The sequence below is a fragment of the Streptomyces yerevanensis genome, from assembly GCF_000716805.1.
GTDB classification, from domain to species: domain Bacteria; phylum Actinomycetota; class Actinomycetes; order Streptomycetales; family Streptomycetaceae; genus Streptomyces; species Streptomyces flaveus.
In genome coordinates this window covers 1-11,396 of the sequence record NZ_JNWJ01000111.1, presented here as the reverse complement: position 1 = coordinate 11,396, position 11,396 = coordinate 1, and the positions used below count along the sequence as shown (strand labels likewise).

Genomic DNA, 11,396 nt, shown 5'->3' with positions numbered 1-11,396 from the left:
CCCCCAGGCACCCCCAGCCCGTCCGGCGCTTGAGGACGAGGCCGTTCAGGCCGATGCGGGGTCTGGGGCGCAGCCCCAGCGGGGTCCAGGGGCGGAGCCCCTTGGTACGGGACGGGGCGGGCTTGGGGAAAGAAAAACCCGCCCCGGAGCCAGCCCCCCGTAAGAATGACCCCGTGCGGTACAAAATCCTGGGCGTCACCCAGGCCGAGGACGACCACGGCACCCCCGTACCCATAGGAGGCTCCCGACTCCGCACTCTTCTGACCGCCCTCGCCCTGCGGCCCAACCGCGCAACGACACCGGACACCCTCATCGACGAGGTCTGGTCGGACAACCCGCCGCACGACGCACACGCCGCCCTCCAGGCCCTCATCGCCCGCCTCCGCAGAGCCCTCGGCAAGGAAGCGATCACCTCGGAACCGGGCGGCTACCGCCTCAACGCCACCCCCGAAGACGTAGACCTGTTCGCCTTCGAACGCCTCGTCCGTCAGGGCAGGGCAGCCATGCCCGACGCCCCCGCGGAAGCGGCCCGCACCCTACGCCAGGCACTCGCCCTGTGGTACGGCCCCGCCCTGGCCGACCTCCCCGACCGCACCGCCGCGGCCACCCGCACAGAAGCCCTGCGCCAGGAGGCCACTCGCGCGCGCGTAACGGCGGATCTGCGACTGGGCCACGCCGCAGACCTCGTACCGGAGTTGAGGGAACTCACCGAAGCGCACCCGTACGACGAAGCCCTGCACGCCCTCCTCATCCGCGCCCTGCGCGACACGGGCCGAAACGCGGACGCCCTCGCCGCGTACGAGAAGGCCCGCCGCGCCCTCGCCGAGAACCTGGGCACGGACCCGGGCTCGGAACTACAAGCCCTGCACGCACAGTTGCTGACCCCGCAACCCACCCCGAGAGCCGAGCAAGCCGCCAGAACCGAGCGACCCGACAGAGCCGACAGGACCGACAGGACCGACAGGACCGGCAACATCCGCCCCCGCCTGAATTCCTTCGTCGGCCGGGAACCCGAACTCGACGCCATCCGTTCCGAATTGCACAGGGCCCGCCTCGTCACCCTCACCGGACCGGGCGGCTCAGGAAAGACCCGCCTCGCCGAGGAAGCCGCCGCCGGACTTCCACCGGCATGGCTGGCCGAGCTCGCCCCGCTCGACCGGCCGGAGGCGGTGGCAGGCGCGGTCGTCAGCGCCCTCGGTCTGCGCGAGACCGTGCTGATGACCCATGAGAGAGCGATGGCGCAGGACGACCCGGTCGCCCTGCTCATCGAGTACTGCGCCCCGCGCAGCGAACTACTGATCCTTGACAACTGCGAACATGTCATCGAGGCGGCAGCCGAGCTCGCCGAAACCCTCCTCACCCACTGCCCGGGACTCACGATCCTCGCCACCAGCCGCGAGCCCCTGGGCGTGCCCGGCGAGTCCGTACGCCCGGTCGAGCCCCTGCCCCCCGGCCCGGCGCACCGCCTCTTCATGGAGCGCGCCGTGGCCGTACGTCCCGACGCGGACGCCGACATCGCCCACGACCCCGAAGCCGTCGACGAGATCTGCCGCCGACTCGACGGCCTGCCCCTGGCCATCGAACTCGCCGCGGCCCGCCTGCGCATGCTCACCCCACGCCAGATCGCCGACCGCCTCGACGACCGCTTCCGGCTCCTCACCTCAGGAAGCCGTAGGGTCCTGCCGCGCCAGCAGACCCTGCGCGCCGTCGTCGACTGGTCCTGGGATCTCCTCGACGAGCCGGAGCGCACGGTCCTGCGCGAGGTGTCCGTCTTCGCGGGCGGCTGGGACCTTCAGGCCGCGGAGGCCGTGTGCACCGGGCCCGCCGCAGACCTCATCGGGGCCCTCGTCGACAAGTCCCTGATCGTCGCGACACCGTGGGAGCGGGAGGGCTCCGCCGGCATGCGGTACAGAATGCTGGAGACGATCCACGAGTACGCCAGGGAGCGCGCCGCCGAGGTCCCGGAACTGCGCGCCGAGGCCGAGCGCCGACACCGCGCCTGGGTCCGCGCGCTCGTGGAGGAAGCCGAACCCCGCCTCCGCAGCGCCGCCCAACTCCCGTGGATCACCCGTCTGGAAACCGACCTGGACAACATCCGAGCGGCCCTGGACCGCAGCATCCTCGCCGCCGACGAGGAGGAAGCCGCCGCGCTGGTGCTGGCCATGGGCTGGTTCTGGTGGCTGCGCAACTTCCGCCGGGAGAGCCTGACATGGGCCGACCGGGCCCTGCGCCTCGGGAGGGACCTGGACACCTACCTCGCCGACCCCGAAGCCGAAAAGGACCACCCGCTGCACCGGCTCCGGATGAGGCTGCGGATGCTGCATCTCTTCCTGCTGGCGGACCTGGGGATGGAAGGGCTGGAGGACGAGCGGCTGCGGGCGTACGCCGCGCGCGTACGGGACGCGATGGCTCAGGGCGGACCGGACGCGGCCCGCTTCCCCGGCATCGCGTGGCCGCTGACCACGTACTACCTCGGCGGCCCGGAGGAAGCACTGCCCAACATGGACGCGGCGCTCGCCAACTGCCGGACGTACGGCGGCGACTGGGAGATCGGCGTCACCCTGATGTTCCGTACGCACATGGCAGTCGACACCCCCGGCGGCCTACAGGGCGTCGACGAGGCCCTCGCCGAGCTGCGCGTCATCGCCCCACGCGCGGGCGACCGCTGGATGCGCGCCCAGGTGTGCAGCGCGGGCGGCGAGGCGGCGATGGCGCGCGGCCGTTTCGACGAGGCGAAGAAGGAGTACGAGGAGGCGCTGCGGCTCGCGCGTGAGGTGGGCGCGTGGGCGGAGACGCCGTTCCTCATCGCGAGGCTCGGCGAGATCGCGTACCGCGCCGGAGATCGTGCCGCCGCGCTCACCGCCCTGGACGAGGCGAGCGAGGCGGCCGAGCGCCACGGGGTGCCCGACTCCGTGGCCTTCGTGCTCCTGATGCGGGCGCAGATGGCCCTGGACGACGGGGAGTTCGCGCGGGCGCGGGAACTGTGCGAGGCGGCCCGCGCGGAGACGATCCGTGGCACCCCGCCACCGCAGTTCATCGCCGCGCTCAACGGCATCGACGCCCTCGTCACGGCCGCCGAGTCGGGCCCCCGGCAAGGCCTGCTCAAGCTGGCCGAGGCCCTGCGGGAAGCCGTGGCCGCGCACAGCACGAAGGTGGTTCTCGCAGGCCTGGCCGAACAGGCGGCCCACGTCCTCGCCGAACAAGGCGACCACCCACGCGCGGTCCGCCTGCTCGCCGCCGGATCCCACTGGCGCGGCTCCCACCCTCGCGCCCTGTCGGAGCGCCTGGACCCCGAACGCATCGAAGCCGCCGCCCTGGCCGCCCTGGGCCCCGACCGCCACGAGGCCGAGCGCGCCACCGGCACGACGTTCAACACGGACGACGTCCTGCGCGAACTCACCGAGGCGGCAGGCCGCTAGCGGGGTCTGGGGGCGCAGCCCCCACCCGGGGGCCCAGGGGGCGGAGCCCCTTGGCTACGGGAAGGGGCGGGCTTGGGAAAGAAACCCCACACCCGGCACCCCGCCCGCGTACCCGAAGCACGAAAACGCGCATCGGTACGGGAAAGGGGCAACCCCCTTTCCCGTACCGATGCGCAAAAACGCCCGCCCCGCTGCCTACGCGGGACGCGACCGCAGCCCCTCCAGCAGTATGTCGAGCAGCCGGGCCGAGGCCGCCGCCTGCTGGGCCGCGTCCGGCAGCGAGGGTGCCGCCGTGGCGATCACCAGCAGGACGTCCGACACGGTCACGTCCGGGCGCAGCTCGCCCGCCGCGCGTGCCCGCTCCACGAGCCGGCCCACGACCTCGAGCAGCTGGGCCGCCCCGGCGTCGTCGTCCGCCGTCGCGACCTCCCCGTCGAACGCCGGCCGCTGCTCCACGAGCCGAAGCTCACCGGAGCCGGAACCAGAGCCCGAGCCGGACAGGGACATCGGCTGGGACCGCTGGTGCGGCACCAGCGCCTCGTCGAGAACGGTGCTGTCCTCCGCGACGCCCACCCGCAGCACCTGCGGCGGCAGCAGTCGTCCCGCGCCCGAGGCCACGGACGTCCGCAGGAAGCGCGAGAGCGCCGACCACGGCTCGTCCTCCTGACCGAGCGCCGCCCGGGCCTGGTCGGTCAGCCGGGAGGTCTCCTCCTCGGCGATCCGCCGGACCAGGACGTCCTTGCTCGGGAAGCGCCGGTACACCGTGCCGACGCCGACCCGTGCGCGCCGCGCCACGTCCTCCATCGGCGCGCCGTATCCCAGCTCGCCGAAGACTTCGCGCGCCGCACGCAGTACGTGCTCCAGATTGCGCTGTGCGTCCACGCGCAGCGGTGTCGTACGCGATGCGTCCCCCGCACCACGACCGTTCCCCATCGCCGCACCGACCGCGCCGCCGCCAGCGATGGCGGACGCGGATGACCAATGAGTTTCTTGAACATGCATATGTGTTCCCCCGGTAATGACGTCTCCCCCCGGAGACTCTCCCCGTCATTGACAAGCCGGAGCGAGCGGAACAGGCATCGGTCCCACGACCCGGTGGTACCCGTCGTACCGGTCGTGCGGACCCGCCGAGTGCTTCCCCCTACACCCCGATGAGACACGAACATAGTTGAGTAAGGGTCAATTCAGAAGGGGCAGGTTCCGCACAGTGCGCCCCTCGATCGGAGTACGGGCCGCTTACGTCCCGATTAAGACACCTACCGTCACTCCGTCCACCCCAGCTGACCTGCGTGTTTTCCTCGCACTCCGGCAAATCGGCCAACTCTGCGCGTCTCAGGCGGCCGGTCACACAAATTGTCGGGCCTGTGGACAAACTCAAGACCGCGTTGCGTCATGGGTGGGTGAACACAGCGATCTCCCGGGGGACGACCCCCGAATCCCCGAACGGTGCGCGCATTCTCATCGTCGGCGGTGGTTACGTCGGCATGTACACCGCCCTGCGACTCCAGCGGAAGCTGAAGGCGGAGCTCAAACGCGGCGACGTAGAAATTGTCGTGGTCACGCCAGATCCCTATATGACCTACCAGCCGTTCCTGCCCGAGGCCGCCGCGGGAAACATCTCGCCCCGCCATGTCGTCGTGCCGCTGCGCCGTGTTCTCGACCAGTGCAAGATCGTCATCGGCGAGGCCCAGTCCATCGACCACGCCAAGCGCACCGCGACCCTCACCACGCTCGCCACCCAGGAAGAGGGCGCGGAGCCGGAACAGATCTCCTACGACCAGCTCGTCCTCGCGCCCGGCTCCGTCTCGCGCGTCCTCCCGGTCCCGGGCCTCGCAGACCACGGCATCGGCTTCAAGACCGTCGAAGAGGCCATCGGCCTGCGCAACCACGTCATCGAGCAGATGGACATCGCCTCCTCGACCCGCGACCCCGCGATCCGCGACGCGGCCCTGACCTTCGTCTTCGTAGGGGGCGGTTTCGCCGGCGTGGAGGCCCTCGGCGAACTCGAGGACATGGCCCGCTACACCGCGCGCTACTACCACAACGTCAAGCCCGAGGACATGAAGTGGATCCTCGTCGAGGCCTCGAACCGCATCCTGCCCGAGGTCGGCGAGGAGATGGGCAAGTACACCGTCACCGAGCTGCGCCGCCGCAATATCGACGTACGCCTGGAGACCCGCCTCGAATCGTGTGTGGACCGCGTCGCCGTACTGAGTGACGGCGCGCGCTTCCCGACCCGTACGGTCGTCTGGACCGCCGGGGTGAAACCCCACCCCATCCTGGCCGCCACCGACCTGCCGCTGAACGAGCGCGGACGCCTCAAGTGCACCGCCGAGCTGACCGTCGAGGGCGTCACGCACGCGTGGGCCGCGGGAGACGCCGCCGCCGTCCCCGACGTCACCTCCAAGGAGCCCGGCACGGAGACCGCCCCCAACGCCCAGCACGCGGTACGTCAGGCCAGGACCCTCGGCGACAACATCGTCCACTCCCTGCGCGGCGAACCCCTGGAGACGTACTCCCATGCGTACGCCGGCTCGGTGGCCTCCCTGGGACTGCACAAAGGCGTCGCGCACGTCTACGGGCGGAAGCTGAAGGGCTACTCCGCCTGGTTCATGCACCGCACGTACCACCTGAGCAGGGTTCCGACCTTCAACCGCAAGGCCCGCGTGATGGCCGAGTGGACGCTGGCGGGGCTCTTCAAGAGGGAGATCGTCTCCCTCGGTTCGCTCGAACATCCCCGTGCGGAGTTCGAACTCGCGGCCGGTGGAAAGCCTCCTGAGGACCCGAAGGGGTCGTCCTGACCGGACTCAGGAACTCCGCCGTCAGGGCCGACGTCTGACGGATGCCGGTCCGGTCGGACACACTGGTCCACGACCATGGGCGGGCCGACCGCTCGCCCTTCAATCCCACGAGGCCTGTCCCACAGTGAACTTCACGCGCTGGAGCGCCCTGCTCCCCGGAACGCAGCGCCGCGCCCAGGCGCGGACCGACAGTTCGTCGAACGCGCTCCCCCCGGAGGGCAGCTCCGTGCCCGCGGCCCGCGCCGAGCGGCGAACCGCCAAGGAAGCCGACGAAGCCGCCGATGCTGCCGACACGGGCGAAGCCGAAACCCCACCGGACCCCACCGTCGACGAACTGCCGGTCCGCGAGGTCCTCGACCGCATCCCGGCCCTCGTCGCCCTCGTACACGGCCCGGAGCACCGCCTCGCGTACGTCAACGACGCCTACGTAGAGGCCTTCGGCGCCCGTCCGGTCGGCGAACCCGCGCGTGAGGCGCTGCCCGAGCTGGAGGAGATCGGCCTGCTGTCCCTCCTCGACCAGGTCCTGCGCAGCTCCAAGCCGCGTACGGTCCTGTCCCGCAAGGTCCCCACCGGCCGCTCGTACACCTTCACGTGTACACCCGTCCCCCTCGATGTATCAGCCTCCCCCGAAGGGGGTGGCGTACTGATCTTCGCCGCCGACGTCACCGACCAGGCCGAAGTCGCCGACCGCCTGCGCGTCCGCGAAGGCGAGCAGCGCGAGACCGCGGTCACCCTCCAGCGCTCCCTGCTGCCCCAGAAGCTGGAGGAACCCGACGACCTGCGCGTCGCCGCCGTCTACCACCCCGGCGGCACGGAGGCCGCGGTCGGCGGCGACTGGTACGACGTCATCACCCTGGGCGGCGGCCGTACGGCCCTGGTCATCGGCGACGTCATGGGCCGCGGCGTCCGCGCGGCAGCCGTCATGGGCCAACTCCGCACCGCCGTCCGCGCGTACGCCCGCCTCGACCTGCCCCCGCACGAGGTCCTCCAGCTCCTCGACGGCCTCGCCACGGAGATCGACGCCAACCAGATCGCCACCTGCGCCTACGCCGTCCACGACCCCAACGAGGGCCGCCTCGTGTACGCCTCCGCCGGCCACCTCCCGATCCTCGTACGCGACGACAGCGGCACCGTCCTGCGCGCCGAGGAACCCATCGGCCCGCCCCTCGGCACAGGCGGCTGGATGCACGCCTCCGGCTCCATCCCGCTCGGCCCCGGCTCCACCGCCGTGCTCTACACGGACGGCCTGGTCGAGCGCCGCGACAAGGACCTCGACGAGGGCATCGCCGCCCTGGAGGAAGCCCTCGCAGGCGCCACGGGCACACCCCAGGTGATCTGCGACCGCCTCGTCCGCTCGGCGGGCATGACGGCCGACCACGACGACGACGTGGCGGTCCTGGTACTCCAGCACCCGTCCCGTACGGGCTCCGACGGCGAACTCTTCCGAAACGCCGCCCTGGAGCTGCTCGGTGGCGTGGAGGCGGCCCCACGCGCGCGTGCCTTCGCCTCCGGCGTCCTGACGAGCTGGCGCTTCCCCACGGACCTGCACGACCTCGGCGTCCTCGCCGCCAGCGAACTCGTCGCCAACTCCCTCCAGCACGGCACCCCGCCCATGCGCCTGCGCCTGCGCCGCACGGACCGCCGCCTGATCGTCGAAGTGACCGACGGCGACGACCACCTCCCACGCCGCCGCCGCGCCGAACCCGCCGACGAGGCCGGCCGCGGCATCGCGATCGTCGCCACCATCGCCTCCAACTGGGGCTCACGCCGTACGCCAGGCGGCGGCAAATCGGTGTGGTGCGAGTTCGCACTTCCGCGTGCCACTTAGATCAATGACCGCGCGCCATCTGGCCGATCGCGGCGCACGGTGCTAGTAGCTCCTCCATGGCAGAGGAAACGGAATCGGGCTTCCAGCTCACAGGCAGTGCTCCCGAGCGTTACGAGCGGTACGTCGCGCCGATCATGGCGCCCTTCGTCGAGGCGGTCGTGGACGCCGTCGACCTGATCCCCGGAGCCACGGTGCTAGACCTCGCATGCGGCACCGGCTTCGCGGCACGGGTGGCCGCCGCCCGGGTCGGTCCCGCGGGCCGGGTCTTCGGCGCCGACCCGAACGAGAGCATGCTCAAGGTCGCCGAAGCACACCACCCCCGCATGTACCCGGACATCGAGTTCACCATGGCCCCCGCCGACCAACTCCCGTACGCGGACGACACCTTCGACGCGGTCGTCTGCCAGCAGGGCGCCCAGTTCTTCCCCGACCTGGACGCAGCGCTCGCGGAGGCGGCCCGCGTGACCCGCCCCGGAGGCCACTTCGCCGCCACCATGTGGGCGTCACTCGACAAGTCCCCGTACTTCACCGCCCAGCACCGCGCCATCGCGGAACACGGCGGCCCGGAAGCCGCCGCGAACTTCACGGCCGCCTTCGTCCCCGCCGAACGCCTCACGACCGCCCTGCGCCGAGCAGGCTTCCAGGAGGTCACCGACCGCGAGGTCACCTTCGGCATCGCCCTGCCCCCGCTGGTGGATTTCGCCGCCAGCCACCTCTCCGCTGTCCCCTGGGGTCAGACGATCATCGAAACCGGCGGCCAGGAAGCCCTCACCAGCGCAGGCCGCCTGGTCCACGACCTCCTCAAGGCCCACACCGCCCCCGACGGCACAGCAACGCTCTCCTTCACCTCGACCCTGGTCACAGCCGTCCGCTGACACAAAGAGGCGGCCGCCACTCCAAGGTGACGGCCGCCTCTCCGTGTCTTCAGACCTTCGCCGATACGGCCTCCGAGGCCTCCGCACCCCGCGCGACCACCCGGCTCCTCGCCATCGACGGCTGATTCTGTACGGGCGTGAGCTGCCGCCCCAGCCGTACGGCCAGGAACGTGACGCCCAGCGAGAACAGCACGAACGTCACGACGTACGGCCCGTGCAGCGCCGCCCCCATCGGCCCGCCCACCGCAGGCCCGACCGCCAGCGCAAGCTGCTTCACCAGGGCGAACGCCGAGTTGTACTGCCCCGCCATCCCCGCAGGCGCCAGATCGGCGACCAACGGCGCCACGGTCGGCGACAGCATCGCCTCACCGAGCCCGAAGAGCGCGTACGTCGAGATGAACGCGGCCGTGGCCATGGCCTGGCTCCCGTCCCCGAGCCCCGCATACCCGGCCACGCCCCACGCGACGGCCCAGAGCAGCCCGACAGCCGCGATCACCCGAGACCGCCGGCGCCGCTCCACGAACCTCAGCACCACGAACTGCGCGACCACGATCACCGCCGTGTTGGCGGCAAGTGCCGTACCAAGCGCGGAAGTCGAAATCCCCGCCGCCTCGACGCCGTACGCACTCAGCCCCGACTCGAACTGCCCGTAGCAGGCGAAGAACAGCACAAACCCCAGCACACACAACTGCACCATGGCCCGATCACCGAGAAGCTCCTTCCAGCTCCCCTTGGCCCGCGGCGCCCCGCTCCCGATCCGCGGCGCATCCGGCATCCGTACGGTCGCCATGATCCCGACCAGCAGCAGAAACATCGCCGCCTCGACCGCGAACAGCAACGTGAAGGAACCCGGCCGCGTGGCATCGACGAGATGCCCACCAATGAGCCCACCGACCCCCAGCCCGAGATTCTGCAGAAAGAACTGCATGGCGAAGGCCCGCGACCGGGTCCCGGCAGTCGAACAATCCACGATCATCGTCGCAAGCGCCGGCTGCATCACGGCCTGCCCCGCCCCGAGCACCCCCGCGGCCGGCAACACGGTCACCGCGCTACTCGCAAGCCCCAGACTCAGCGCACCCAACGCGGCAGTGACCAGGGCGACAAGCAGCACCGGCAGCGCACCACGCCGGACGATGGCCCGCCCGGCGAACGGCAGCACGACCAGCGCGGCCACCGCGAAGACGGCGAGCACGAGCCCCGCAGTCACAGCACCGAGCTCCCGCACCTGCGCCACATAGACGTACAGATACGGGACGGTGAAGCCGAGCCCGAACGCGCCGAGTGCGTTGCCCACATGGATCCGGCGCATCGCTGCGCCCCTCGCCCTGGTCACTGTCACCTGCTTCAGTAGATAGGAGAACTTAGAAGTGAAGACTTTAAAGCTAAACTTAACTCTTGAACTCTACACACTGAAGGACTTAGATCCCAAGCGAGTGCATGCCATACTTCGCCCCATGGGCGACACCCCCGGCGTCGGCGAGCCGACACTCGAAGAGCAGATCGCCGCGTACCAGCGCGAGTTCCAGGACCTCGACCCCCAGGTAGAGAAGATCGTCTCGGCCCTCGGCCGCCTCAACCGCCGTATGAACGTCGCCTACGGCCGCCAGACCGCCACCCTCGGCATCAGCAACGCCGAGTGGGAGGTCCTCAAGGCCCTCGTCCTCTCCGGCGCCCCCTACCGCATGGGTCCGAGCCACCTCGCCAAGCGCCTCGGCCTGACGCCGGCCGCGATGACCCACCGGATCGACCGCATGGTGGCCGGGGGCCTGGTCACCCGAGAGCGCGACGAGTCCAACCGCGTACGCGTCATCGTCGAGCTCACCACCGAAGGCCGTGAGAAGTGGCTGGCAGCCATGCGCCTCGCCAGCGTTTTCGAGGAGGACCTGCTCCAGGACCTCTCCCAGGAGGAACGCGGCGTCCTCGGCGATGTCCTGACCCGCCTCCTCCGCCGCGTGGAGCACGCCCAGCCGGACGCCGGCGGCCGACTCACTGACCTGGACTGACGGCACCCCCGAGGTTTGCCGAGCCGTCGCCCAGGGGAAGCTTGACAACCCCCTCGTGGATCCGTAAGGTTCTTCGAGTTGCCACGGGGCCGTAACGGTTCTGCGACAGCACCTCCCGCCGCAGAAGCGGCACACCAAACCACTAGTGCGATCTCCCTACGGAGTTAATTTCGGCATGCCCGAATTGAATTCCCTTGGGGCCAGGCAGCCCGATTAGGAACTGCCGACAGCATCCGCTAACGTTTGGAACGTCGGAACGGCCCAACAGCCGCGAAGACAAAACTAGTTGACTGGAGTTCAGGCCCGAAAGGATCTGCTACAGTCAACACCGCTGGAAGGCCGAAAAGCCGGAAAGCAAGCCCCCTCCGACGGGGAATCGGGCCCGAAAGGGTCTGGTAGAGTCGGAGACGCAAGACCGAAGGGAAGCCCGGAGGAAAGCCCGCGAGGGTGAGTACGAAGGAAGCGTCCGT

Annotated in this window: 7 protein-coding genes; 5 read left to right on the top strand and 2 right to left on the bottom strand. The window is 70.5% G+C overall.

The window, feature by feature from the left end; all coding sequences use genetic code 11:
• Window positions 1-173: 173 nt before the first annotated feature.
• Window positions 174-3,419: an ATP-binding protein gene (locus OP79_RS46980; protein ID WP_033329351.1), complete on the top strand. Its 3,246-nt coding sequence runs from the start codon at window positions 174-176 to the stop codon at window positions 3,417-3,419.
• 195 nt (window positions 3,420-3,614) lie between these two features.
• Here the strand turns inward: OP79_RS46980 and OP79_RS46975 are convergent, their stop codons facing one another.
• Window positions 3,615-4,421 (bottom strand): TetR/AcrR family transcriptional regulator, encoded by an 807-nt coding sequence (locus tag OP79_RS46975; RefSeq protein WP_033329350.1) that lies wholly within the window; start codon window positions 4,419-4,421, stop codon window positions 3,615-3,617.
• A gap of 398 nt (window positions 4,422-4,819) precedes the next feature.
• Between OP79_RS46975 and OP79_RS46970 the strand changes: the two genes are divergently transcribed.
• The 3 genes from OP79_RS46970 to OP79_RS46960 all read left to right on the top strand — a co-directional run bounded on the left by OP79_RS46970 (window position 4,820) and on the right by OP79_RS46960 (window position 8,923).
• Window positions 4,820-6,220, top strand: coding sequence for an NAD(P)/FAD-dependent oxidoreductase (locus OP79_RS46970; RefSeq protein ID WP_078492498.1), 1,401 nt, complete (start codon window positions 4,820-4,822; stop codon window positions 6,218-6,220).
• Window positions 6,221-6,344: 124 nt separating this feature from the next.
• A complete protein-coding gene (locus tag OP79_RS46965) occupies window positions 6,345-8,048 on the top strand; it encodes an ATP-binding SpoIIE family protein phosphatase (protein ID WP_033329349.1) in 1,704 nt (567 codons plus the stop codon).
• Window positions 8,049-8,104: 56 nt separating this feature from the next.
• Window positions 8,105-8,923 carry a class I SAM-dependent methyltransferase gene (locus OP79_RS46960; RefSeq protein ID WP_033329348.1) on the top strand — a complete coding sequence of 273 codons (819 nt, stop codon included), beginning with the start codon at window positions 8,105-8,107 and terminating at the stop codon, window positions 8,921-8,923.
• Between the two features lie 49 nt (window positions 8,924-8,972).
• On the opposite strand, the gene OP79_RS46955 is transcribed toward OP79_RS46960, so the two are convergent.
• Complete coding sequence (locus OP79_RS46955; RefSeq protein ID WP_033329347.1) at window positions 8,973-10,232, bottom strand: MFS transporter; 1,260 nt, start codon at window positions 10,230-10,232, stop codon at window positions 8,973-8,975.
• 145 nt (window positions 10,233-10,377) lie between these two features.
• Between OP79_RS46955 and OP79_RS46950 the strand changes: the two genes are divergently transcribed.
• The gene (locus OP79_RS46950; protein ID WP_033329346.1) at window positions 10,378-10,926 is read left to right on the top strand and encodes a MarR family winged helix-turn-helix transcriptional regulator; all 549 of its coding nucleotides are present in this window, start codon (window positions 10,378-10,380) and stop codon (window positions 10,924-10,926) included.
• Window positions 10,927-11,396: the final 470 nt, after the last annotated feature.

Coding starts and splice junctions, on each gene's coding strand:
- OP79_RS46955 (WP_033329347.1), bottom strand. CDS start 10,232: ATGCGCCGGATCCATGTGGGCAACGCACTCGGCGCGTTCGGGCTCGGC.
- OP79_RS46960 (WP_033329348.1), top strand. CDS start 8,105: ATGGCAGAGGAAACGGAATCGGGCTTCCAGCTCACAGGCAGTGCTCCC.
- OP79_RS46950 (WP_033329346.1), top strand. CDS start 10,378: ATGGGCGACACCCCCGGCGTCGGCGAGCCGACACTCGAAGAGCAGATC.
- OP79_RS46975 (WP_033329350.1), bottom strand. CDS start 4,421: ATGCATGTTCAAGAAACTCATTGGTCATCCGCGTCCGCCATCGCTGGC.